This is a genomic window from Maribacter huludaoensis (genome assembly GCF_029350945.1).
GTDB lineage: Bacteria > Bacteroidota > Bacteroidia > Flavobacteriales > Flavobacteriaceae > Maribacter > Maribacter huludaoensis.
Map to the genome: position 1 here is coordinate 142350 of NZ_JARKMS010000001.1, position 23658 is coordinate 166007.

Genomic DNA, 23658 nt, shown 5'->3' on the forward strand with positions numbered 1-23658 from the left:
GTCCATCTTATAAACATAAGAATAAAATAAAATGGACAGTTCAAAAAAAGTAATTAATGTACAAATTCTCAATGCTTTTGCAGAAAATGGCAAAGGCGGTAATCCAGCTGGTGTAGTTTTAAATGCAGATGACTTATCTTATAGAAATAAACTTGAGATTTCTAAAAAAGTAGGTTTATCGGAAACTGCTTTTGTTTCAAAATCTATGACGGATGATTTTAAGTTGGATTTCTTCACTCCAACTAAACAAATAGCGCATTGCGGGCATGCTACTGTAGCAGCATTTTCTTATTTAAAACAAATTGGCGCCTTAAAAAATGATAGTTCTTCAAAAGAAACTATTGATGGAAGTAGAAAAATAGAACTAATTGGTGATTTGGCATTCATGGAACAATTGGCTCCAAAATATACAGATGTACGTAACAAAGAAAGTGTGGTTTTAAAATCATTAGGATTAAACAAAAGCGATTTGATACCAAATGCACCAATTCAATTAGTAAATACAGGGAATTCATTTATACTTGTTCCGGTTAAAAACAACGAAATTTTAAAGAATATAATTCCTGATTTTGATTTAATCAGTGAAGTAAGCGATGCGTTCGATTTAATAGGCTACTATGTATTCTCTACCGATACAGAATCTGACGCTACTTCGAGAATGTTTGGTCCTCGCTATGGAATATTAGAGGAATCAGGAACAGGAATGGCAGCTGGCCCTCTTGCCTGTTATTTATTTGACATTTTAAATATCAAGAAAAACTCTTTTCATATTCAACAAGGAAAATATATGAAAGACCCCTCACCTAGTTTAATTATTGTGAACTTAAGAATCGTAGATCAAAAAATTAAACATTTGATGGCTGGCGGAAAAGGAATACTTAACAGACAATTGGAGGTTGTAATTCACGACTAATAACCTGGTACCAAAAAACCTCAACGTAATGTGGGCTTTAGGTTAAAACCAAGGGTCTGCGTATATTTATAAAGTCGCAAAATCTAATGGATTTAGCTTTGGACAAGAAAAAATAAAACTAAAGCTTTAGCTTGGTGCGCAGACCTGCCTGCCGGCAGGCAGGCGGAAACGAAAGGTTTTCTTACCTATGTACTACGATTAACTGAAAGGTTAACATGAATAAAAAACAAATACCCGAAGTATTTACAACCAAGAATAGGAAAAAAGAATTTGACAAAGTCTTTAGCGAAAAGATTGTTCCTTTTTTTCTATCGGAAGGTTTTGAAAGACATACCAAAACATCAAAGCGATTATTTAAAATATTAGGTAATGGATTATCCGTTTTTATCTTTTTTGAATACAAAACTTTTGGATATGGCTATTATGATATGACCATAACCTATTTTGACGATGAAATTGGAGATGTATACAATGACCAATATTTAGTAATTGCTAAAACCAAAATTCAGCCTATTGAAGGAAACAATGCAGAAGAACTTAACTCGACCGTAGATTTATGGCTAAAGCACGTGAAATCTGAAATAATGCCATTTATAGAGAATCATACTACACATAAATCTATATTAGAATCGGATGAATTTTATATATCCAAAGCAAGAGAAAATGAAATAATTCAAGTTTTGAAAAAGAAATCTATAAAAGCTCATTAGTCAAAATCTAATACAATAAAAAACCAATATATAAATCCAAATAAATTATCCTTTAGCCCAACCATATAGCTTACCCATCAAATGAAAAAACTTTTTCTCCTAATAACCTTTTTACCCTTTCTAGCCCTTTCGCAAGAAAATAACGACTGCGAAGAACGTACAATGCCTTACTGGGCAAATAATATCAATAGCAGAATAAGAGGCGAAAACCCAACGCTGCGAAAGGCGTTCAAAAAAATTCAACTAACCGAAACCAACATACAACCAAGTAACGGTTTTATGACATTGAAACTTTACATTACCAAAACAGGTGAATTTTGCGAAATGGAAACATTTCAAATTGACGAAGATTATCAACCTACGGTTTTCAATAATGGCACTTTAATTAAAGAATTGGAGACCGTTGCACTAAGTTTAACAGATTGGGAAAGAGATAAAGATTTTAAGACCTACAACCTCATTAAATTAAAAATTAAAAACGGAAAAATTGAAGAAATTTTTTAAATACCTACTCCTATTTTTAGTTTCCATTATTCTATTTCTGGTTATTGGATCTACCATTTGGTGGCATTTAAAATCAGATCTGGAGAAATCGGACTTTCTTGTAGCAATTCATCATTATGAAAAAGCAATTGAATATGCACCGGATAACAGCGATGCTTGGATGGAGCGTTCCGTTTCTTTTAATAAAGGCGGAGATTTCAGTAAAGGTTTTGAATATTTAGACAAGGCTGTTGAGCTAGACCCCGTTAAACATTTAGGGTATCGCGGATGGATCAGGTTGCGTAAAATGCGTGATTACGATAAAGCATTACTTGACTTTGATAGACTTGACAATCTTACCCCAAACGTAACTGATGCTCCTTGGGGCGAGGATATTGACTTTTTACGTGGAGAATGTTATTTCGGCAAAAAAGACTACCCAAAAGCTATTGAAATGTTTAACCGTAACATTAAAACGCAAAAAGAAGATTGGGTAGATATACATACGTTCGTCTACCTAGGACTTTGTGAATATGAACTTGGAAATTACGAAAAAGCAATAACCGAATTTGAACGCGCATTACAGCAATCGGAAAACGTAGCAGAGTCGCACTTCGGCATTGCAAAAGCCTATCAAAAACTTGGGGATTTGGAGAAAGCCAAAGCCCATATTCTTAAAGCAGAAAGTAATATAGCCTTTAAAAGAGAGGATTACTACAACGAATATTTGAATGAAATCTACCTATCAGAAATAGTGGATTTTAAACGTGCTTTAGAGAACTAATAAGCCCCAGAAAAGGCATTAAGGAAGAAAAAGGGTTCTGAAACAGCTCGTTTAAGCTTCCAAAAAACAGACCACTTGGTTTGTTCAATACCCAAAACACCCATTTAACTTCGTTCACTTGACATTTTATCGATGCAAAGGTGTAGACTACCGCTAGTTTCCAGAATTTTAAACTCATTTTATCAGCAAAAAACAGACTGGTTGGTTGGTTTACCATTTCATATATAATTAGATCGGTGAGATTGCCAAAGAATTAAAAAAACAGCTATTGTAAGTAAGACAACAATGAAATTACCATAATTTCTTACTTATTAGTATCTTACCTTTCTATGCCCGATAAAATACATCTTGAAAATATCTTGTTTTTAGATATTGAGACCGTGCCGGAAAAAAGTGCTTTTGACCAGTTGGATGATACCACCAAAGAATTGTGGGCTCATAAATCTCAATACCAACGTAAAGACGAAATTACGGCAGAGGATTTTTATGAACGTGCAGGTATTTGGGCGGAGTTTGGTAAAATCATTTGTATTTCGGTAGGTTATTTTACTTTTCAAGGCAATACAAGAAATTTTAGAATTACCACATTTCACGGTGAAGAATATAAGCTACTACTGGATTTTAAGGAACTTTTGGACGAGCATTTTAATCATGCCAAACATGTGCTTTGCGCCCATAACGGTAAGGAATTCGATTTTCCGTACATAGCTCGCAGAATGATTATTCACGGTATATCATTACCACAAAAACTAGACTTATTCGGCAAAAAACCATGGGAAGTTCCGCATATAGATACCATGGAGCTTTGGAAGTTTGGTGATTACAAGCACTATACCTCTTTAAAATTAATGGCACATGTACTGGGCATACCATCACCCAAAGAAGATATTGACGGCAGTATGGTGCGCGTGGTGTATTACGAGCAAAATGATTTAACCCGTATTGTCAACTACTGTGAGTTAGATGTCCTCACAACTGCACAAGTGTATATAAGGCTTAGAAATCAACCGCTATTGACCGATATAGAGGTAAAGAAGGTTGCTAATGAATAGTATGACGTTAAAATTAGCACTAGCCGATATAAAAACAGCACTAATGGTGTAATTTTGTTGGTACCATCATTTGTTTTAAACAAACCATACGTATGAAAAAAGTTATCCTATTATTCTCGGTAATTGTATTAGTAGCAAGCTGTGTGCAAGAAAAGGAAATAAGCTCTATAAATCCTGAAAACTGGACTAAGAGAAAGGCTACCATAAAAACTATGGATTCTTTAGAACACGGAAAATCATACTTATCCATCTATTCCCAAATTTATAGCAGTTCTGAACATAAAACACACAATTTAACGGCTATGGTCAGTTTACGAAATACCAGCGATGTGGACACTATATACTTGACCAAGGCAGAGTATTTTGATACGCATGGCGTATCCTTACGCAACTACTTTACTCACCCTATCTATTTGGCACCCCTTGAAACCGTTGAAATCATTATTGACGAGATGGATGTTGAAGGCGGCACAGGTTCTAATTTTATTTTTGAATGGCATGCGCCCAAAACAAGCCCAGAACCATTATTTGAAGGCATTATGAACTCCACCGTTGGGCAGCAAGGTCTTTCCTTCACCACCCAATCCAGAAGAATTAAGTAAAACACCTCAGGGCAAGCCCATTAGGCATTCACAGGAAACAAATTTTTAAATTCCAGGTAAGCCTAGCGGTATAGTACTCTTTGGCGGTGCCATTAAAGCCTATTAATATTTATAAAATTTTGTGCTTTTACTTAGTGTTTGATCTTGAATTTGCAATACATACAGACCAGATGGTAGTTCAGAAACATCTATAATAGAACTTGTAGCTTTATCTGTCTTTAAAGGTACGCCGCTTACGCTCATTATTCTATACACCGTATTTTCCGAAGTTTTAACGTTCAAATGAATTTCATTTACCGCAGGATTTGGATAAACGTTAAACGGTATCGCAGACCCCTGGTTCATAAGGTTTAATTTTTCTAACTCGGTATTTTCCCCTTTAAAAGTAAATGTGACCACTTCACTAAATTCAGATGCTATATTTTGAGAACAGAACGTTCTTGTTCTAAATGAATATGTAGCATCTGTCAGCAAATTGCTCCAGCTAAAGTTATTTTCAGAGATGTATTCCGTAGTCCAATTTTCTTCATGTACCTCTTTGTATTGAATTTCATAAAGAGCCTCTTCAGAAGCGTTCCAGGCTAAGGTAACATTACTAGTCTTTTTCTCGTTAAGACTAACTTCTGGCGCATTAAGGGAACAAGTGGTCATAGCAACCCCGGTAACGATCAAAGAAAAATCCTGTATATCATTTACAAGCGCTCCTTTATGTGTAACCGTAATGGTGTACGTACCATTGGCATTAGGTATTTCAACTCTTTCAAAAGGATCAACTTTATTATCTCCTTTAATTGCATTGTTTTCTGCTTGTGCAGGGTTTAATTTCCAAGGTAAAAATGTTTGTCCGTTTTTTGTTACCCTAATATCAAGATCGTTTACCAATGCGGCGGTAGTATTGTTCAAATCACCTGAATTGATAAAACTAGATTGTACATCTGTCCATGAAATAGAAGCTATCAAGGTTTCATTACCTTCTGCGGTAACATCAAATGAAAATGAACTACCGTTTTCTAACGATTCTTCTGAAACATGGCTAGAAAAATCTTTGTTGTTCAATACTTCGGCAGCAGTTTTAGAATTCATGATACCCCATCCCATTTTATAATCCGGCCCTAAGGCGTCTATATCATCTGCCGTATGCAGGGCAAGACCTTTTAAAGTTGCCGCTTTCATATAGGTATCATATAATTCTTTGTGGTACTGTTGCAACAATAACAAGGATCCTGTTACACCTGGCGTAGCCATAGAAGTACCGGAAGAAGTCTCATAACTTGTATTACTAGCAGCATCAGTAGATAGAACGGTACCACCGTTACCGGCAATATCCGGCTTTATTCTACCATCATCAACAGGACCAAAACTACTATAGGTACAAACATCTGCTCTTTTTAAATTTCCATTGGCATCAACTTTAGAATTTGCTCCCGCAACCGTAATATTATTTTTTGCAATGGTAAATCCTAATAGTACATCAAAACCATCTGCAGATTGACCATATATAGGATCTAGATTATCCCTGTTCTTTTGAGCATTTCCGGCCGCGGTGACCATAAGATAATAAGGGGCATTGTACATAATCTTGTCCCAATCCTGTGCTACTTTGGTGTAGGCACCAAAATACCAGTCTGGTACACGACTGGCCTTAATACCATAAGAATGGTTAGAAAGAAGAAGACCTTCGGCAGCAGCTTCGGTAACTTCAATTTTATCCCTTGTCCAATCATGAGATACTACCTTAGCTTTATTGGCTACGCCCTTAGCATCTCTTTTAATACCTGTAGAAATAATACTACCCGTTACATGGGTTGCATGCGCATCAACATCTGTGCTTTTATCGCCTATTGTAACTCTAGATGTATATTCAACATGATTTGTTAAGGCAACACCGGCATCCCAAACACCTACTTCCATTCCATCACCATCTAAATTCAAGCCCAATAGACCATCTGTATTTAATGCACTTGCCCTAGAAACTACACCGGCCTGGTCAGCATAAGTTTCATAATACAAAGGACTACCATCTTCGCCAATAGCCTGTAGCTCTATTTTTTTGCCGTTAGCCAAAGTTTCTTTGACTTTCCAATTATTCAACTTTGCTACCTCTTTAAGATGTGTCCTTTCAACGTCATACTCGGAAACCAAATTAGACTTGAATTTCGCAAGTTCAATTTTCTTGTTGTTAGCCTTAATTTTAAGACGCTCTGTTGAGATTTGTCCGTTTGCGACATTTGCTGTCGTGATAACAAAGAATAGTATAAACAAGATACTATAGGTACGATCGGTGGTAATGTACGTATTCATCTGTAGGTGTTTTGTAAGATTTGGACTACAATAATACCAACCTTGTTTAAGGTTTCGATGAATGAACAGTTTTATTCGACGAAATGCCTAAACATAATGTTGAACCTGTTGTGAAAACATCAATTTGCGATGTGTAAGATTATTCTCTCGATTAACGAAGCTTTTAAGAATTAAAAGTAAACATGGCATACACCGGAAAATGATCACTATAACCACCCATATATCGATCAGAAACGAATGTTCTGTAAGGTGATCCTTTATATTTTCCTTTCTTCTCCTTTAATGATTTATGATCAAATATGGCAGCATTATCAAAACTATGTGTATTCTTTTGATAATTAAAAAAGGAATTCGACACCAAAATTTGATCGAACATGTTCCATTTATTACCATATACAGAAGACCCCGTAGTTTCAGGTATGTGTAAAGTCTCAAAAGGATTGAACAAAGCTGCCTCTGATTTTAAAATCTGCATACTTTTTGAAGAGGGATCATCGTTAAAATCGCCCATGACAATAATATTGGGTTCTAATTCTGTCTCCTTTATAATATCAACTTTCTGAACAATTTCATTTGCGGCAATAACCCTTTTGTATTCTGTCTCTACGCCGCCATCTCGTCTAGAGGGCCAGTGGTTTACAAATACATGCACCAATTCTTTATTTAATTCTCCTTTTACATATAGTATATCTCTTGTAGTATCCCTTACCCCACCGGCATTATCTACCATTAACGTTAAAGGTTCTGAATGTAGCACGTTAAAAAAGCGTTTGCGATAAATAAGCCCTGTATCTATACCGCGTTCATCGGGAGAATCATAATGTATATATCCATAATCTATATCCTTCAAAGCTTTAGTTTCTAACAATGCTTTGAATACACTCTTATTTTCAGCTTCGGCAACACCTAATAAAACAGGTGGGTAAGGATGATCCTCCTCTCCAATCTTAACAATGGTCTTAGATAATTTGTAAAGTTTTCGATGGTATCGTTCCATCGTCCATTTTTTTGCTCCATTTGGTGTATAATCTTTGTCCAAAATCTTGGTATTACGTTCTGGATCAAATAGATTTTCTAAATTGTAGAACGCAACCGAATAGCGCTGTTTTTTAGTTTTTTTCTTAAAAAATGAAAATCGCATGTTTCTTTTTAATGGGTAACTTCATTAAGATCTAACCATTTGAAATTCCATATAAAAAGATTGAAATTTTAAAGAATGTCTTAATGTATACTATCTCGATTATCGAGCCATTAAAAATACAAAATAGCTTATCGGTAATTGCTTAATTTTGCACTTTACGGTATTATGATAGAAAAGAAGAGTATTGATTATGAAAAAGCGGTTCTTATTGGTGTTATCAATAAAGAACAAAGTGAGGAAAAAGTAAACGAATATCTAGATGAGCTAGAGTTTCTTACTTATACGGCCGGTGGTGAAGTTACCAAACGCTTTATACAACGAATGGATGTACCCAACCCAAAAACTCTTATAGGAAGCGGTAAGATGGATGAAGTGGAACGTTATGTAGAAGAACACAAAATAGGTTCCGTTATTTTTGATGATGAACTTACCCCAGGTCAACAACGTAATATAGAAAAACAATTACGATGTAAAATAATTGACCGTACCAGTTTAATATTAGACATCTTTGCTCAACGTGCACAAACAAGTTACGCTAGAACCCAGGTAGAGCTAGCACAATATGAATATTTGCTGCCAAGACTTACCGGACTATGGACTCACCTTGAAAGACAAAAAGGTGGTATAGGTATGCGCGGACCCGGGGAAACGGAAATTGAAACGGATAGACGTATTGTACGGGATCGTATTACACTACTTAAAAACAAGTTGAAAAAAATTGACCGACAAATGGAGACCCAAAGGGGCAACCGTGGTGCTTTGGTCCGTGTTGCCTTAGTTGGCTATACCAATGTTGGTAAATCTACTTTAATGAACGTCATTAGTAAAAGTGATGTATTTGCAGAGAACAAACTTTTTGCCACCTTGGATACTACGGTAAGAAAGGTAGTTATAGGGAACTTACCGTTCTTGTTAAGTGATACGGTAGGATTTATAAGAAAACTGCCTACACAACTAGTAGAAAGCTTTAAAAGTACTTTAGATGAAGTAAGGGAGGCAGATCTATTATTACATGTAGTGGATATCTCCCACCCGCAATTTGAGGAGCATATAGAATCTGTAAACCAAATTTTGTCCGAAATTAAAAGTTCAGATAAGAAAAGCATCATGATCTTCAACAAGATCGATCAATATGAACACGAAACTATTGATGATGATGATCTGGTCACCGAACGTACCGGAAAGCATTTTACCATTAATGACTGGAAACAAACATGGATGGAAAAAGTAGGCGACCGTGCCATTTTTATTTCTGCATTGAATAAAGAGAACCTAGATGAGTTTAGAAAACGTGTTTATGATGAAGTCAGAGATATTCACGTAACCCGCTTTCCTTATAATAATTTTCTTTATCCAGAACATTTAGATCAGTATTAGAACCCAATTATAAGTGAAAAGATGTAGTTCATCGATGAAATTAAACCGATGATAAATCTCACCACATTATGCGATCAGTTCACAACATAAATTGTTTGCAACAAGACCTTATGCATTAATTTTACAGTGTACTTAAGATAAGTCTTGACCCCAAATCGATATTTAACTTATGAAAACTAAAAAGTAAAACCCCAAATTTTACGATAATACTTAACCGAAAAAAGCCCTCTAATTAGAGGGCTTTTTTAATATATACTAATATTTAAAATACTATCTAAGACTACAAAGAGTAGTTAAGACCAATTAAGAAATAGGTTTGTAATTTATTATCAACTGTATCAAACGTTTCAGTAGGAGTTTCAGTCAATGCAAAATTTAAAGCTTCTTGCTTGTTATCACGTAGACCAAATTCAAAACCTAAACCAATACCGTTCCATAAGGTGTAACCAAATGAATTGATCCAAGTTAAGTTAGAAAGATCACCGCTCTTATAGCTTTGGAACATAGAAAGGTTAGACTTAAAGTTAACCGCACCTATTTGTTTTGTATAATCAGCAACTATTTTAGCACCTAAAGAAGACTCAAATACTGCATCGTTATCACTAAATACAAAGTTGTAGTTTAATGGGTGTATTACAACTACTAAATCTGCAATAGGAGTCCAAGTAGCACCAACACCTAAGTCAAGGTATCCTGGATCGTTAAAGTTGTTCAATATTGTGGTTCTGTACTCGCCTAAACCAGAAATAGCCCATTTTTCACTAAGCTTTCTTCCGTAAAGAGAAGTAATATTGAATACATCTGTACCTTGCTTAAAGCTATCATCATCTGTAGGATCGTTCTTATCGTCAAACTTTACCCATCCTAAATTAATGTTACCAGAGTTTCTCCAGAAGAACTTCTCTTCGTTCAAATTAGCAAAAGCGTTTACGGTTACACCAATGTTACCAGAAGATAAATCTGGAGTACCTTGACCGTACCAGTTGTTAAAGCTACTTAAGTTGGCACCGATAGTACCGAATGCACCTTTTTTCCATCCTGGCAATGCATCTATAGCACCTTGAATAGCGTCAGCTCTTCCTTGAATAGCCGCAATAGAATCTTTTGTTGCACTTAATTGACCTTTTAGTTCCTCTTCTGTCTGAGAAAAACCAACAGTTGCAACAAATGCAAGGGCTAGAGTTAATACAATTTTCTTCATAATAATTAATGTTTATAATTTATAGTGGCGCAAAGGTAATAATACTTCGCAACTTCTTTTAACACGATTATGTTATTTTCTTTTATATAATGGCACAGAAGAACATGCCTCACCATACATAATGGACTTTGCAACTGGTTTTAAACGCTCTGCTAGAAACAAATAAGCGTTGGCAGGAACAGGTTTTTTACTGCAGCCTTTTATAATGATCAACTTATCTTGATAATCAGAAACATCTATAGTTTCAATAACATTTTGGTATATACTTGTTTCTAAATCTACCAAACTACCTTGAATAGCTTTTTTGGCTATACCGCTAAGCTTTACACTTAGCAATAAGTAAGCCCAGCCAGGTATTATAGCGTCTGTGGAACAATGCATGGCAACGTATGCATCCTTATATTGCGACCAGTCATGGGCATCAACAAAGGCTCTAAATTCTTTTTCTTTGAGAATAAAGCCTTCATACAGCCAATCTTTGATGTCCAAAACCATTCTTTCACCTTTTGAATAATAATCCTCAAGGTTAAAGGTGATCAATTTGCTTTGGGCAACTTTATTTACAATTTCATCTTCCATAGAAGCACGTTATCAATTGCTTTTTATGATTAAAGTAATCCTAATTCCAATTTCGCTTCTTCGCTCATTAAATCTTGCGTCCAAGGTGGATCAAAAGTAATTTCTACCTCTGCATCTTTAATGGCATCCAAAGATTTTACTTTCTCTTCAACCTCTGCAGGCAAACTTTCCGCTACGGGGCAATTAGGAGAAGTAAGTGTCATTAAAATCTTTACTTCATTGTCCTCGTTTACCAAAACATCATAAATTAAACCTAATTCATAGATGTCTACAGGAATTTCCGGATCATAAATTGTTTTTAAAATACGAACAATTTTCTCCCCTAATTCTGCACTATCCTCTGCTATATTTTCGTCACTCATAATTTCTATTCTTCAATTTGTGTTTGATACGCCACTGCGTATAACTTCAACTGTTTGATCATACTTACCAAACCATTTGCCCGTGTAGGCGATAAATGCTCTTTTAATCCAATCTCATCAATAAACTCAGTGTCCGCATCTAATATATCCTGTGGCTTTTGATTACTGAACGCCCTTATTAAAATGGCAATAATACCTTTTGTAATAATAGCATCACTATCCGCGGTAAAAACCAACTTATTATCCTCAAGCTCCGCATGTACCCAAACCTTGCTTTGACAACCTTTTATAATATTATCATCGGTCTTGAATTCTTCTTTGATCAATGGCAAAGATTTACCCAACTCGATCATATACTCATACCGCTGCATCCAATCATCGAACATGGAAAATTCATCAATAATCTCTTCTTGTATCTCTTTAATTTCCATTGCTTTATTTTGTACAAAATTACAACAAGTAATTATGCCAATCAACAGTTTTGGCAATAGCTCTTATTTAATTAATTAAAGTAATTTTTTCTATTTAGAAAAACCTTTTTTAAAGTACTATTTAAAATTAAAAAATAGAGAAAATTACTTTTGACACTGATTTAAAATTTCACATTCTTAGAATTTTTAAAGCAAAAAAGGACATCTTTTAAGATGTCCCTAAATATCAAATAGCTTTAACCGTATTTAATTTACAAAGCTTTCTTTTGGTCCGCCTGCAACAAATAATGCTCTCATTCGATCATTTTGACCAGCAGTGAACATATACATACAATCATCTTGAACATAATCCATATAATTCATTGTCATATCCGCAGTTCTACAATTTACTGTAGGATATGATGGACAGTTATAGTTAGGAGCATCTGAAGAAGGTGTATCCGCAACGAAATCGTCTCTATTACATCTGCCATCACCCCAAATATGACGAAGATTCAGCCAATGTCCTACTTCGTGAGTTCCGGTTCGTCCTTTTCCATAAATACCTCCAGCATTGGTTTCTCCAAAGAAATTGGTACCGATCACAACACCATCAGTAGCTTCTGATCCACCAGGAAATTGTGCATAACCAAGTATACCACCACCTATTTCACAAACCCATAAGTTCAAGTTACTAGATGGATCTGTTGGTGCTATACCACCTTGAGAAGGGATTTTCATAGCATCATTAGTTCCCCAAGATGCTTTGGAATTTACTACTCTATTGACACCTGCTAATACGAAAGCAACATCAACATCTGCAACAAGACCTGCAAATTCCGAAGGAACCCCAACCGTATTACTATTATTATTTTGAAAGTCCTCGTTTAGAACTCTTATCTGAGAGTTGATTTGGTTCTGGGTAACCTGTCCTGAAAACTGTTCTATAATATTAACAACTACAGGAATAGTAATTGACCCTTCAAATATTGTGGGTGTACTTCCTCCACCACCATTTCCTCCTCCGGGTTTACCTTTCCCTTGGTTTTTTAATGCAATAGCTTTACGAGTATTGTATTCAATATCATACATCTTTTTAGCCAGACCTTTATTTTTTGACAATCTGTATTCCAAGTTTTTCATAGAAACACATTTTTCAATACTATTGGCAGATTTACCTGCAATATCATCTTGATCAACATATAAGCTAAAGTCGCTCATATCTATCTGTACTTCCTGAAAATCTTCTACCGTATCATCAATGTTAGGGGAATCATTTTCGCAAGAGACTAGAAACAAGCCTAGTAAAGCTGCGCTTAGAATTACTTTTTTCATAAATAGTTAATGTATTATAATTAGTGTGACCTAATATACAAAATATTAACATTATGTTAAAGAAATGTTACGATAAGACCAATAATGATTAAATAATTAATAAGCTTTAAAGCAACATGCTCTTAGCTTTTAAAACACCTTGTACCAACACATCTACTTCTTCCTTTGTGTTATAGAAAGCAAAACTTGCCCGCACCGTACCTGGTATTTTAAAGAAGTCCATTATAGGTTGTGCACAATGGTGCCCGGTACGTACCGCAATACCCAACTTATCTAAAATACTACCCATATCATATGGATGTACACCTTCTATATTAAAAGAAATAACAGAAGTCTTGTTTTTTGCCGTACCGTAAATTTTTAGTCCTTCTATCTTCAGTAACTCCTGTGTGGCATATTCTAACAACTCATGCTCATATTTGGCAATTTCTTCAAAGCCAATAGCGTTCATATAGTCTAGAGCGGCACCAAAAGCAATACCACCACAAATATTAGGCGTACCCGCTTCAAATTTATGCGGCAAATCTGCATAGGTCGTTTTTTCAAAAGTTACCTCGGCAATCATTTCACCTCCGCCTTGGTACGGTGGTAATTTATTTAACCACTCTTCTTTACCGTATAGCATACCAACACCTGTTGGTCCACATATTTTATGAGCCGAGCAGGTATAAAAGTCAACATCTAAAGCTTGTACATCAGCAACTAAATGCGGAGTTGCCTGTGCCCCATCAATTAATACGGCTGCACCTACTGCATGCGCTTTTTCAATAATCTCTTCAATAGGGTTAATAGTTCCTAAAGCGTTCGAAATATGATTACAGAAAACCAGCTTAGTCTTATCCGATAGTAAATCTTCATAAACATCCATTAGCAATTCTCCATCCAAATTCATAGGTATTACCTTTAAAACAGCCCCTGTACGTTCACATAGCATTTGCCATGGCACAATATTAGAATGATGCTCCATTGCTGAAACTATAACCTCATCTCCTTTCTTTATGAGTGAGGAAAATCCGTTTGCAACAAGATTTATACTATGCGTTGTTCCGGACGTGAATATGATTTCATAAGATTTGGCGGCATTAAAATGCTTCTGAATTTTTAATCTAGCCTGCTCATACTTATCTGTAGCCTCTTGCGAAAGCGTATGTACCCCACGATGTATATTGGCATTGTAGTTCTGATAATAATCTACAATAGCATCAATAACCTGTTGTGGCGTTTGTGATGTAGCGGCATTGTCCAAATAAACTAATGGCTTACCGTTTACCTGACGCTTAAGTATTGGAAAATCTTCCCTTATTTTTTTAATATCTAACATAGTCAATCTTCTTATATACAAAGATACCCGATAATGAAAACATATCGGGTATTGTTTATCCTTTTGTGAAGTGGTTGATTTGTTAGTTTTAAAACCGAAATCCGACACCAGCTTTTAAAAAGCCTGTTTTCTCTTTAAAATCGTAAGTACTTGTTTGACAATTAATTTCAGATTCTCCTTCAAAATTCAAATTAATATAATCATACTGTACCTGAACAAAAAATCGTTGAGATATGTCATAAGATAATCCCAGATTTAGGTTTAATCCTCCTTCCGTATTGATATTATCAGAAAAAAATTGATCTCCGTTATCATAATATATATCAACTATACTAAACGAATAACCTATACCAATTTGAGGTCTAAGAGCAGATAGACCAGGAATAGGTAACTCCGCAAATAACTTAGGCTATAAGAAAATACAACGGTTCGTTAAGGATTACTTAACGAACTGTTAATTTTAATTGAATTTAATTTAGAAAACAGAATATGATGCCGTTAATTGAAACACAGAATGGTAAGCTTTACGATCAATGATATCAAAATCAGAATCACCAAATAAATCTTTCAACCCTCTATAATATTGTAGACCAATATTTAAATTGTCATTTATGGTATAACCAACACCAAGAACAGCCCCATAATCTAATTTAAAATCTCCTGAAGCTTTATAAACTTCATTAAAAGATTCAGGTAAATCATCTCCTTTAGCTTTACTTACGGTATTTAAAAGAAAACTTACTTGGGGTCCTGCATTGATAGAAAAACGTTCTCCTACGAACCACCTGAATGTTAAAGGAATAGCAAGGTAATTTCTTTTTTGCACGAGCTTAAAAGAATCTGCGCTTAACGGTTCTAAGTCAAAACTTCTATAATTTAAATCATATTCATCTACTTTACCTATTGAAGAATACAACAGCTCTGGCTGAAATGAAAATTTAGAACTCAATGGTATTTCAGCAAAAAGACCTGTATGAAATGAAGTTCTATAATTGCTATTTTTATCATAAAAAGAATCATTATTATCTATGTTAGATACATTTAATCCAGCTTTTACTCCAAATCTAGCTTGTTGAGCCCAAATAGAGGCATTGAAAATGAAAAAAGAAAGCACAAACAAATAGTGTTTTTTCATAGGTAAATTGGTTGTTGGTTTATTATTAAGCCGTTAATTTATAAGTAAATTCTTTCATAAAAAAAGCGACACTGATGAAGTGTCGCTTTTTAAAGTCTTATAACAATATGTTAAGTAGATTGCTCTTATCTACAAATCAAACCCAAGGTTCACCCCTAGTTTTTCTGCAATCAATTTATTAATTCTAATCTTCAATTCTGGTATACGAACAGAAGACAAAACGTTATTTGCAAACGCATACATTAATAATGCTCTTGCTTCTTTCTGTGGAATACCTCTAGATTGTAGGTAGAACAATGCATCTTCATCTAATTGACCAATAGTACAACCGTGAGAACATTTTACGTCGTCTGCAAAAATCTCTAATTGAGGCTTTGTATTGATGCTAGCTTTATCACTAATTAGAATGTTATTATTCTGTTGAAAAGCATTGGTCTTTTGAGCTATTTTATCAACGATGATTTTACCGTTAAAAACACCTGTAGAAGCATCACCATAGATTCCTTTATAATCTTGATGACTTTCACAATTTGGCTCTATATGATGTACTAAAGTGTGATGATCTACATGCTGCTTTTCTCCTAATATAGTAACACCTTTCATGGTAGAGTCTATATACTCCCCGTTTTGATAGAAGTTAAGGTTGTTACGTGTCAATTTACCTCCAAAAGAGAACGTATGTACTTTTACAAGACTTTTGTCTTTCTGATCAATATAGGTATTGTCAATTAATGATGCAGATTCAACATCGTTCTGAATCTTATAAAAATCGACGATAGCACTTTTAGCGGCAAAAATTTCCGTAACCGCATTGGTAAGTACCTCGTTTGAGGTTAAACTTTGATGACGTTCAATAATTTGAACCTCAGCGTTTTCTTCTACTACAATTAAATTTCTTGGTTGTAATAATAAAGATGCCTCATTACCCGTAGAGAAATGCAAAATTTCAATTGGTTTTTTAGGCATTTTATTTTTAGGTATGTAAATATAAGCTCCTTCTCTACTAAATGCCGTATTCAATGAAGTCAACGACTCGTCCTTAGAAGCTACTTTATTGAAATACACATCTATAACCGGCTTATACATCGGTTTTGTCAGCGCGGCACTCATTAAACAGATATCTACACCGTCATGCGTAGTTTCAGAAAGGTAAGAACTGTAAATACCGTCCACAAAAACAATCTTATAGGTATCTATTTCGTGGATAAAATAGCGTTTTACATCCTTATACTCCAACGCATTTTCTTTTTTTGGAAATATGCTGAAATCTATTTTTTGAATACTATTCAACGAAGTATACTTCCAAGCCTCTTCCTTTTTAGAAGGAAACCCTTTTTCCTCAAAGTTTTTTATGGCCGCCATACGAACATCATGTACCGGATGCTCTACATCCACGTTGTTCTCAAACGCCATAAAAGAGGAAATCAATTTATCTTTTAAATCCATATTTTTTTCAGTTGCCAGTTTGCAGTAACAGTTGGCAGTTATAATCTCTGATTACTGCCACTGAATACTGTATACTTAATTACACCGCTGTTTCTTGCTTTAACCAGTCGTATCCTTTTTCTTCTAACTCTAGCGCAAGTTCTTTACCACCAGATTTCACAATTTTACCGTTATGCAAAACATGTACATAATCTGGCACGATATATTCTAACAAACGTTGGTAGTGAGTAATCAAGATTACGGCATTATCCTTACTCTTTAGCTTATTGACACCACTAGCAACAATTCTTAAGGCATCAATATCCAGACCAGAATCGGTTTCATCCAATATGGCAACTTTAGGCTCTAACATTGCCATTTGAAAAATTTCGTTTCTCTTTTTCTCACCACCAGAGAATCCCTCGTTCAAAGATCTAGATAAGAACTTACGGTCAATTTCAAGTAACTCAGATTTCTCACGAATTAATTTCAACATATCCTTGGCAGGCATGTCCTCTAAACCTTTTGCCTTACGAGATTCGTTGATAGCCGTTTTCATAAAGTTGGTTACGGAAACACCAGGAATTTCAACTGGATATTGGAAAGAAAGAAAAACACCTTTATGCGCTCTTTCTTCTGGGGATACATCTTCTAAATCTTCACCACTAAGTTCAATAGAGCCTTTGGTAACCTCAAAATTTTCGTTTCCGGCAATTACAGAAGCCAATGTACTCTTACCTGAACCATTTGGTCCCATTATGGCATGTACCTCACCTGCCTTTACCTCTAAGTTAATTCCTTTTAATATTTCCTTATCCTCTACATTAGCATGCAGATCTTTAATTTTCAACATAATATGTTACTTTAAATATTGTGGCGCCTATGGCGTTTTACTAAAAATCTTAATTATTATTTATCCTACAGAACCTTCTAAACTAATTTCCAATAATTTTTGGGCCTCTACAGCAAATTCCATTGGTAGCTTATTTAGTACTTCTTTACTAAAACCGTTTACAATTAATGCAATCGCCTTCTCTGTATCAATACCTCTCTGGTTGCAATAGAATATTTGGTCTTCACCAATTTTACTGGTAGTAGCCTCATGCTCTATCATAGCGCTCTTATTCTTTGCTTCTATGTATGGAAAAGTATGTGCACCACATTCATTACCCATCAACAAAGAATCGCATTGAGAGAAGTTTCGTGCACCTTCTGCACGGCTGTTCACCTGCACCAGTCCACGGTAACTATTTTGAGATTTTCCTGCAGAAATACCTTTAGAAATAATGGTACTCTTGGTGTTCTTACCAATATGGACCATTTTAGTTCCCGTATCTGCTTGTTGGTAATTGTTGGTTACGGCAATAGAATAGAATTCACCAATCGAATTATCCCCTTTTAAGATACAAGAAGGATATTTCCAGGTAACTGCAGAACCAGTTTCAACCTGTGTCCAAGATACCTTTGCATTTTTTTCACACAAAGCTCTTTTGGTCACAAAGTTGTACACACCACCTTTTCCTTCTTTATTACCAGGAAACCAGTTCTGTACCGTTGAATATTTAATCTCGGCGCCATCTAAAGCTATAAGTTCTACAACCGCAGCGTGCAGTTGGTTTTCATCTCTAGAAGGTGCTGTACAACCTTCAAGGTAACTTACATAACTATCTTCATCAGCAATAACCAATGTACGCTCAAACTGACCTGTACCTGCTTGGTTAATTCTGAAGTATGTCGATAATTCCATTGGACAACGAACACCTTTAGGAATATAACAGAAACTACCATCTGAAAAAACAGCGGAGTTCAATGCGGCATAAAAATTATCTCTTTGTGGAACAACAGAACCAATATATTTCTTTACCAATTCTGGATGCTCTTTTATAGCCTCTGAAATAGAACAGAAAATAATACCTTTTTCTGCCAAGGTCTTTTTAAATGTTGTTGCTACGGATACGGAATCCATTACAATATCTACCGCAACATTTTGAAGTTTCTTTTGCTCATCTACAGAAATACCCAACTTCTTGTACATCTCCAACAACTCTGGATCAACATCATCTAAAGTTTTGTTCGGATCTGCTTTCTTTGGGGCAGAGTAGTAAGATATCGCTTGAAAATCCGGCTTTTCATAATGAACATTTGCCCATTCAGGTTCCACCATTTCTTTCCAGTACTTAAAAGCCTCCAATCTCCAAAGCGTCATCCATTCTGGCTCTCCTTTTTTCTTAGAAATAGCAATAACGATCTCTTCGTTTAAACCATTGGGAAACGTTTCGGACTCAATATCTGTATAGAAACCATACTCATATTCTTTGGTTTCCAGTTCTTTCTTTAATTCTTCTTCTGTATATGCCATATATTTATAGTTAATAAGTTAAAAGTTAATGAGTTAAAAACTAACTACATCTCCTCTTAACATATTTAATATAGTTTGCTAGCTGCTTTGAAATTACCACAATTTGCGCTCTATACTCTATTAATTCCCTTTTATCAAAATATCCTACTTCCTCCATTACATTGAAAAGATTTCTCACTTCTCAAGATACTTTCGCAAAATATAGGAACCTAATCAATTCCTTATCCGTTTCTCGTTCAAAACCTTCGGAAATATTATTTGAAATTTAAATTGTTGCTCTACTTAATTGATCAACCATTGAAAAATCATTTTTCAGAGGCTGCCTTTCTAGCAATCTATAAATATTCCCTGTAAACGTTATCGATAATTTGTATACTTCTAAATCTTCAAAAGAACTATACATAATTACCTTTACTTATTTCCTTTTTCTCTTTTTACTTTATTTTATAATGAAAAACTTTCGCCACAACCACAGGTTCTTTGTGCGTTAGGGTTGTTAAAAACAAATCCTTTTCCGTTTAGACCACCTGAGTATTCCAACACAGTTCCTACTAAATATAAAAAGCTCTTTTTATCTACGATAATTCGTACGTTATTGTCTTCGAACACTTTATCAGCTTCATCTTTCTTATTATCGAAGTTTAACTCGTAAGATAATCCACTACACCCGCCACTCTTAACACCAACACGCACAAAATCTTTAGAAGCATCAAAACCCTCTTCTGTCATAAGGCTGATGACTTTCTGTTTAGCCGTTTCTGATACTTGAATCATAATATCCCGATTTAATCTAAAATAGTTTACAAATATACGTTATAAGTAGGTTTTTACCATAGAACCTAACATTATTATAAAGTATATTCTAATAGAGAAATACTATAGTTTCAAACAGAAGCATAATTGTCTTTTTATACTATCTTTTTTTATAAATCTACTACTCAAAATTAACTTTAGTAAAAACATGATTTGCCTGTATATACCTAAGAAATTTAATACTTACCCATTGTAAAACACCTTATAATCATAGACCGTCAACAATTAACATGATGCGCCTTTAAAACAATTTTGTTATCAAATGTAAAACTCAATCACACATCTTAATCAACTAACAATCAACAACTCGCACCTAAAAAATTCCTACTTTATCTATCAAATCATTTTACAATCAACAAAAATCTAACAGATTTCTATTACCTTCAATACCAAATCAAACAACAACAACTTATGCCAAACAAAGAAATTAACGACAAAGATAACACCCGGCGAACATTCATAAAAAATACCGGTATGGCAGCAGCAGGTTTTATGATCGTACCCAGACACGTTTTAGGGGGAAACGGATATGTTGCCCCGAGCGATAAACTAAACATAGCAAGTATAGGTGTGGGCGGAAAAGGACAAAGCGACATTACATCTTTTGCCGAAAGCCCCAATGTAAATATTGTTTCGCTTTGCGATGTAGATGATAGACAGTCGGTTACATCAAGAACAAATTTTCCAAAAGCATCCTATTACAATGATTACAGGGAAATGTTAGATAAGGAAGACAAAAACATAGATGCCGTATCTGTCTCTACCCCTGATCACAACCATGCCGTTGCAACTTATAAAGCAATGTCCATGGGGAAGCATGTTTATGTTCAAAAACCATTGACCCATGATATTTGGGAAGCAAGAATGTTAACAGAGGCTGCCAAAAAATTCAAAGTTGTTACTCAAATGGGTAACCAAGGCGGTTCTGGTGATGGCGTGCGTACCATGAAAGAAATGTACGATACTGGAATCATAGGTGAGGTACATACCGTTAAATGTTGGACCAACAGAGCCATTTGGCCACAGGCATTACAAACACCGACTAAAAAAGATCGTATTCCCAAAGGTCTAAACTGGGATCTTTGGTTAAATACGGCAGCAATGCGAGATTACAATGAGGCCTACCTTCCGTTTGATTGGAGAGGCTGGTCAGATTTTGGAACAGGTGCATTAGGTGACATGGCATGCCATATTATGGATCCGGTATACAGAATATTACCCATTTTGTATCCGGATACCGTAGAATGTAGTGTATCTGACTCCTTCAGCGGAAATTTTCAATATAAAGACTACCCTAAAAGCTTCCCTAATTCTAGTAAAATACATTTAAGCTACCCAAGAACGGATGGCAAAGGAAAGATTAAAGTTACTTGGATGGATGGCGGACTATTACCTGAAAGACCAGAGGAACTAGGTGATGATGAAGCTTTAGGAAACTGGGATGGTGGTGTATTGTTCATAGGTACCAAAGGAAAGTTAATGGCAGATTGTTATGGTGCAAATCCGCGTTTACTTCCACTGAGCCTAAATGAACAGTTTGAAGTTGAAGAAACAATAGCCCGCGTACCAGAAGGCCATTACGTGCAATGGGTAAATGCATGTATGGCCGGTTACGGAAATGCGGAAACCAGTTCATCATTTGATTACGCCGGACCATTTACCGAAAGTATTTTAATTGGCAACTTGGCGTTAAAATCTTATTTTGAAATAGACCCCACCGTTGAAAATCCAAGCTTTTGGGGCGGCGGAAAACAGTACCATGGTAGAAAACGTTTACAATGGGATGCAGAAAATATGAAAATTACCAATTTTGAACCTGCGAACAAATATGTAAAACGCAATTATAGAGATGGGTATTCGTTAGGTTAGACTACAATACCATTCTAAAATTCAACAGTAAATCCGATGCTTTATAGCTTCGGATTTTTTATGCGGTACATCTTGTTTTACTTCTTATTTTTGCAACATGCTAGAAGATAAAGAACAAGAAAGAACATCATTAGAGAAATTAGGTGAATTCGGGCTTATAGAACACCTCACCAAAGATTTTGAACTTACTCAAAAATCTACCGTAAAAGGAATTGGCGATGATGCCGCCGTGCTAGATTATGAAAAAACAAAGACAGTATTAAGTACCGATCTATTAATAGAGGGCGTGCACTTTGATCTTGCCTACATGCCGTTAAAACATTTAGGTTATAAATCTATCATGGTCAATCTTTCTGACATCTATGCCATGAACGCAACAGCTACACAAGTAACAGTTTCCTTAGCGGTATCAAATAGATTTCCATTAGAGGCACTTGAGGAATTTTATGCAGGTGTGGCAACGGCATGCAAAACATACAATGTTGATTTAGTGGGCGGTGATACAACCTCATCAAAAACAGGATTAATGATCAGCGTTACCGCAATTGGTATTGCAAAAGAAGAAGACATAGCTTACCGTTCTGGTGCAAAACCAAATGATCTTTTGGTAGTATCCGGTGATTTAGGTGCAGCATATATGGGCTTACAGGTATTGGAGCGAGAAAAAGAAGTATTTAAAGTGAACCCTAACAGCCAACCAGATCTAGAACCTTATTCTTACATTGTGGAGCGACAGTTAAAGCCTGAAGCCAGAAAAGATATTCCTGAGTTATTGAAACAATTGGAAGTTCACCCAACATCTATGATCGATATTAGTGACGGACTTTCTTCAGAAATTCTTCATTTGAGTAAAAGCAGCGGATTGGGAATTGACTTGTACGAGGACAAAATTCCGTTAGACCCTACCGTAATATCTGCATGTGAAGAATTCAAGATAGACAGCACCCTTGTAGCGTTAAGCGGTGGAGAGGACTATGAACTATTGTTTACAATAGACCAAAAAGAATTCCCAAAAATAAAGGGCAATCCACACTTGACCGTCATAGGGCATACCACGGGAAAAGACGAAGGGGCTTACTTAATTTCCAGGAACAATACTAAGATTCCGTTAACCGCACAGGGTTGGAATTCATTTAACTAAAAGCGGACAATTAGGCTACTTGCTGTTGTGCAGCGGTAGTATGTCTTCTTTGGTATATATGTTCTAAAGTTCTATTGATATCTTGTAATTCAGGTGTCAAAGCAGAAAGTTTACCACTTACATCAGTAGTTACTTCTTTTTGACAATGTATACATTTATACTCTTTAATATGAGATGTTACTTTTTTGGATATTGAATAGTGATGGCCAAAGATGCTGCAGAATATTTTTTTCATGCTGTAGGATGTTTTTGCAAAAATTTCGATTTGGGTGATCGAGAAAATGCTATTAATATTTTAAATTGAAACTAACGGAAAATTGCATAAGCTTTATTTCCTTTGGTTAA

Annotated in this window: 26 protein-coding genes; 9 read left to right on the top strand and 17 right to left on the bottom strand. The window is 35.3% G+C overall.

The annotated features are described in order from the left end of the window. The first annotated feature begins 31 nt into the window (after window positions 1-31). From PXC01_RS00590 to PXC01_RS00605, 4 genes are all read left to right on the top strand, one after another. Window positions 32-913, top strand: a complete 882-nt coding sequence (locus PXC01_RS00590; RefSeq protein ID WP_276470438.1) for a PhzF family phenazine biosynthesis protein — start codon at window positions 32-34, stop codon at window positions 911-913. A 215-nt stretch (window positions 914-1128) separates the two neighbouring features. Next, entirely contained in the window at window positions 1129-1623 is a 495-nt protein-coding gene (locus PXC01_RS00595) for a hypothetical protein (protein ID WP_276470440.1), read from the top strand. An 81-nt stretch (window positions 1624-1704) separates the two neighbouring features. Then, window positions 1705-2127: a hypothetical protein gene (locus PXC01_RS00600; RefSeq protein ID WP_276470441.1), complete on the top strand. Its 423-nt coding sequence runs from the start codon at window positions 1705-1707 to the stop codon at window positions 2125-2127. After that, complete coding sequence (locus tag PXC01_RS00605) at window positions 2111-2890, top strand: tetratricopeptide repeat protein (protein ID WP_276470442.1); 780 nt, start codon at window positions 2111-2113, stop codon at window positions 2888-2890. The genes PXC01_RS00600 and PXC01_RS00605 overlap by 17 nt, the downstream gene beginning before the upstream one ends. Here the strand turns inward: PXC01_RS00605 and PXC01_RS00610 are convergent. Further along, complete coding sequence (locus tag PXC01_RS00610) at window positions 2868-3107, bottom strand: hypothetical protein (RefSeq protein ID WP_276470443.1); 240 nt, start codon at window positions 3105-3107, stop codon at window positions 2868-2870. The two genes, PXC01_RS00605 and PXC01_RS00610, sit on opposite strands and share 23 nt — an antisense overlap. A gap of 112 nt (window positions 3108-3219) precedes the next feature. On the opposite strand from PXC01_RS00610, the gene PXC01_RS00615 reads away from it, so the two are divergent. Both PXC01_RS00615 and PXC01_RS00620 read left to right on the top strand, forming a co-directional pair. Further along, window positions 3220-3942: a 3'-5' exonuclease gene (locus PXC01_RS00615; protein ID WP_276470444.1), complete on the top strand. Its 723-nt coding sequence runs from the start codon at window positions 3220-3222 to the stop codon at window positions 3940-3942. 92 nt (window positions 3943-4034) lie between these two features. After that, window positions 4035-4544, top strand: a complete 510-nt coding sequence (locus tag PXC01_RS00620) for a DUF3124 domain-containing protein (protein ID WP_276470445.1) — start codon at window positions 4035-4037, stop codon at window positions 4542-4544. A 102-nt stretch (window positions 4545-4646) separates the two neighbouring features. On the opposite strand, the gene PXC01_RS00625 is transcribed toward PXC01_RS00620, so the two are convergent. Then, a complete protein-coding gene (locus PXC01_RS00625; RefSeq protein WP_276470446.1) occupies window positions 4647-6845 on the bottom strand; it encodes a S8 family serine peptidase in 2199 nt (732 codons plus the stop codon). Window positions 6846-7008: 163 nt separating this feature from the next. Further along, entirely contained in the window at window positions 7009-7986 is a 978-nt protein-coding gene (locus PXC01_RS00630) for an endonuclease/exonuclease/phosphatase family protein (RefSeq protein WP_276470447.1), read from the bottom strand. A gap of 165 nt (window positions 7987-8151) precedes the next feature. Between PXC01_RS00630 and hflX the strand changes: the two genes are divergently transcribed. Beyond that, the gene (hflX, locus tag PXC01_RS00635) at window positions 8152-9363 is read left to right on the top strand and encodes a GTPase HflX (RefSeq protein ID WP_276470448.1); all 1212 of its coding nucleotides are present in this window, start codon (window positions 8152-8154) and stop codon (window positions 9361-9363) included. A gap of 280 nt (window positions 9364-9643) precedes the next feature. Here the strand turns inward: hflX and PXC01_RS00640 are convergent, their stop codons facing one another. The 13 genes from PXC01_RS00640 to PXC01_RS00695 form a co-directional block, all read right to left on the bottom strand. After that, window positions 9644-10564 carry a DUF3078 domain-containing protein gene (locus PXC01_RS00640; RefSeq protein WP_276470449.1) on the bottom strand — a complete coding sequence of 307 codons (921 nt, stop codon included), beginning with the start codon at window positions 10562-10564 and terminating at the stop codon, window positions 9644-9646. 72 nt (window positions 10565-10636) lie between these two features. Further along, complete coding sequence (locus PXC01_RS00645; protein ID WP_276470450.1) at window positions 10637-11143, bottom strand: DUF2480 family protein; 507 nt, start codon at window positions 11141-11143, stop codon at window positions 10637-10639. A 29-nt stretch (window positions 11144-11172) separates the two neighbouring features. Beyond that, the gene (locus PXC01_RS00650) at window positions 11173-11505 is read right to left on the bottom strand and encodes an SUF system Fe-S cluster assembly protein (protein WP_058104470.1); all 333 of its coding nucleotides are present in this window, start codon (window positions 11503-11505) and stop codon (window positions 11173-11175) included. 5 nt (window positions 11506-11510) lie between these two features. Further along, complete coding sequence (locus PXC01_RS00655) at window positions 11511-11936, bottom strand: SufE family protein (RefSeq protein WP_058104471.1); 426 nt, start codon at window positions 11934-11936, stop codon at window positions 11511-11513. A gap of 246 nt (window positions 11937-12182) precedes the next feature. Continuing rightward, entirely contained in the window at window positions 12183-13250 is a 1068-nt protein-coding gene (locus tag PXC01_RS00660) for a zinc metalloprotease (RefSeq protein WP_276470451.1), read from the bottom strand. Between the two features lie 106 nt (window positions 13251-13356). Beyond that, window positions 13357-14571: an aminotransferase class V-fold PLP-dependent enzyme gene (locus PXC01_RS00665; protein WP_276470452.1), complete on the bottom strand. Its 1215-nt coding sequence runs from the start codon at window positions 14569-14571 to the stop codon at window positions 13357-13359. Between the two features lie 88 nt (window positions 14572-14659). Then, the gene (locus tag PXC01_RS18430; protein ID WP_420828576.1) at window positions 14660-14956 is read right to left on the bottom strand and encodes an outer membrane protein; all 297 of its coding nucleotides are present in this window, start codon (window positions 14954-14956) and stop codon (window positions 14660-14662) included. Between the two features lie 90 nt (window positions 14957-15046). Further along, window positions 15047-15706: a porin family protein gene (locus tag PXC01_RS00670; RefSeq protein ID WP_276470453.1), complete on the bottom strand. Its 660-nt coding sequence runs from the start codon at window positions 15704-15706 to the stop codon at window positions 15047-15049. 129 nt (window positions 15707-15835) lie between these two features. Then, complete coding sequence (gene sufD / locus PXC01_RS00675) at window positions 15836-17152, bottom strand: Fe-S cluster assembly protein SufD (protein WP_276470454.1); 1317 nt, start codon at window positions 17150-17152, stop codon at window positions 15836-15838. A gap of 79 nt (window positions 17153-17231) precedes the next feature. After that, entirely contained in the window at window positions 17232-17984 is a 753-nt protein-coding gene (gene sufC, locus PXC01_RS00680) for a Fe-S cluster assembly ATPase SufC (RefSeq protein WP_276470455.1), read from the bottom strand. Between the two features lie 60 nt (window positions 17985-18044). Continuing rightward, the gene (gene sufB, locus PXC01_RS00685) at window positions 18045-19490 is read right to left on the bottom strand and encodes a Fe-S cluster assembly protein SufB (RefSeq protein ID WP_276470456.1); all 1446 of its coding nucleotides are present in this window, start codon (window positions 19488-19490) and stop codon (window positions 18045-18047) included. A gap of 181 nt (window positions 19491-19671) precedes the next feature. Then, complete coding sequence (locus tag PXC01_RS18435; RefSeq protein ID WP_420828577.1) at window positions 19672-19755, bottom strand: four helix bundle protein; 84 nt, start codon at window positions 19753-19755, stop codon at window positions 19672-19674. 179 nt (window positions 19756-19934) lie between these two features. Next, window positions 19935-20264, bottom strand: a complete 330-nt coding sequence (locus PXC01_RS00695; RefSeq protein WP_058104477.1) for a HesB/IscA family protein — start codon at window positions 20262-20264, stop codon at window positions 19935-19937. Window positions 20265-20714: 450 nt separating this feature from the next. Between PXC01_RS00695 and PXC01_RS00700 the strand changes: the two genes are divergently transcribed. After that, the gene (locus tag PXC01_RS00700; RefSeq protein ID WP_276470458.1) at window positions 20715-22172 is read left to right on the top strand and encodes a Gfo/Idh/MocA family protein; all 1458 of its coding nucleotides are present in this window, start codon (window positions 20715-20717) and stop codon (window positions 22170-22172) included. 97 nt (window positions 22173-22269) lie between these two features. Next, window positions 22270-23313, top strand: a complete 1044-nt coding sequence (thiL, locus tag PXC01_RS00705) for a thiamine-phosphate kinase (protein ID WP_276470459.1) — start codon at window positions 22270-22272, stop codon at window positions 23311-23313. 10 nt (window positions 23314-23323) lie between these two features. Here the strand turns inward: thiL and PXC01_RS00710 are convergent, their stop codons facing one another. Next, window positions 23324-23548, bottom strand: a complete 225-nt coding sequence (locus PXC01_RS00710) for a hypothetical protein (RefSeq protein WP_276470460.1) — start codon at window positions 23546-23548, stop codon at window positions 23324-23326. Window positions 23549-23658 lie beyond the last annotated feature (110 nt).

Excerpts from the sequence above, each read along its gene's own strand:
- PXC01_RS00590 (WP_276470438.1), top strand. The coding sequence starts at position 32 with ATGGACAGTTCAAAAAAAGTAATTAATGTACAAATTCTCAATGCTTTT.
- PXC01_RS00595 (WP_276470440.1), top strand. The coding sequence starts at position 1,129 with ATGAATAAAAAACAAATACCCGAAGTATTTACAACCAAGAATAGGAAA.
- PXC01_RS00600 (WP_276470441.1), top strand. The coding sequence starts at position 1,705 with ATGAAAAAACTTTTTCTCCTAATAACCTTTTTACCCTTTCTAGCCCTT.
- PXC01_RS00610 (WP_276470443.1), bottom strand. The coding sequence starts at position 3,107 with ATGGTAAACCAACCAACCAGTCTGTTTTTTGCTGATAAAATGAGTTTA.
- PXC01_RS00615 (WP_276470444.1), top strand. The coding sequence starts at position 3,220 with ATGCCCGATAAAATACATCTTGAAAATATCTTGTTTTTAGATATTGAG.
- PXC01_RS00620 (WP_276470445.1), top strand. The coding sequence starts at position 4,035 with ATGAAAAAAGTTATCCTATTATTCTCGGTAATTGTATTAGTAGCAAGC.
- PXC01_RS00625 (WP_276470446.1), bottom strand. The coding sequence starts at position 6,845 with ATGAATACGTACATTACCACCGATCGTACCTATAGTATCTTGTTTATA.
- PXC01_RS00630 (WP_276470447.1), bottom strand. The coding sequence starts at position 7,986 with ATGCGATTTTCATTTTTTAAGAAAAAAACTAAAAAACAGCGCTATTCG.
- hflX (WP_276470448.1), top strand. The coding sequence starts at position 8,152 with ATGATAGAAAAGAAGAGTATTGATTATGAAAAAGCGGTTCTTATTGGT.
- PXC01_RS00640 (WP_276470449.1), bottom strand. The coding sequence starts at position 10,564 with ATGAAGAAAATTGTATTAACTCTAGCCCTTGCATTTGTTGCAACTGTT.
- PXC01_RS00645 (WP_276470450.1), bottom strand. The coding sequence starts at position 11,143 with ATGGAAGATGAAATTGTAAATAAAGTTGCCCAAAGCAAATTGATCACC.
- PXC01_RS00650 (WP_058104470.1), bottom strand. The coding sequence starts at position 11,505 with ATGAGTGACGAAAATATAGCAGAGGATAGTGCAGAATTAGGGGAGAAA.
- PXC01_RS00655 (WP_058104471.1), bottom strand. The coding sequence starts at position 11,936 with ATGGAAATTAAAGAGATACAAGAAGAGATTATTGATGAATTTTCCATG.
- PXC01_RS00660 (WP_276470451.1), bottom strand. The coding sequence starts at position 13,250 with ATGAAAAAAGTAATTCTAAGCGCAGCTTTACTAGGCTTGTTTCTAGTC.
- PXC01_RS00665 (WP_276470452.1), bottom strand. The coding sequence starts at position 14,571 with ATGTTAGATATTAAAAAAATAAGGGAAGATTTTCCAATACTTAAGCGT.
- PXC01_RS00670 (WP_276470453.1), bottom strand. The coding sequence starts at position 15,706 with ATGAAAAAACACTATTTGTTTGTGCTTTCTTTTTTCATTTTCAATGCC.
- sufD (WP_276470454.1), bottom strand. The coding sequence starts at position 17,152 with ATGGATTTAAAAGATAAATTGATTTCCTCTTTTATGGCGTTTGAGAAC.
- sufC (WP_276470455.1), bottom strand. The coding sequence starts at position 17,984 with ATGTTGAAAATTAAAGATCTGCATGCTAATGTAGAGGATAAGGAAATA.
- sufB (WP_276470456.1), bottom strand. The coding sequence starts at position 19,490 with ATGGCATATACAGAAGAAGAATTAAAGAAAGAACTGGAAACCAAAGAA.
- PXC01_RS00695 (WP_058104477.1), bottom strand. The coding sequence starts at position 20,264 with ATGATTCAAGTATCAGAAACGGCTAAACAGAAAGTCATCAGCCTTATG.
- PXC01_RS00700 (WP_276470458.1), top strand. The coding sequence starts at position 20,715 with ATGCCAAACAAAGAAATTAACGACAAAGATAACACCCGGCGAACATTC.
- thiL (WP_276470459.1), top strand. The coding sequence starts at position 22,270 with ATGCTAGAAGATAAAGAACAAGAAAGAACATCATTAGAGAAATTAGGT.
- PXC01_RS00710 (WP_276470460.1), bottom strand. The coding sequence starts at position 23,548 with ATGAAAAAAATATTCTGCAGCATCTTTGGCCATCACTATTCAATATCC.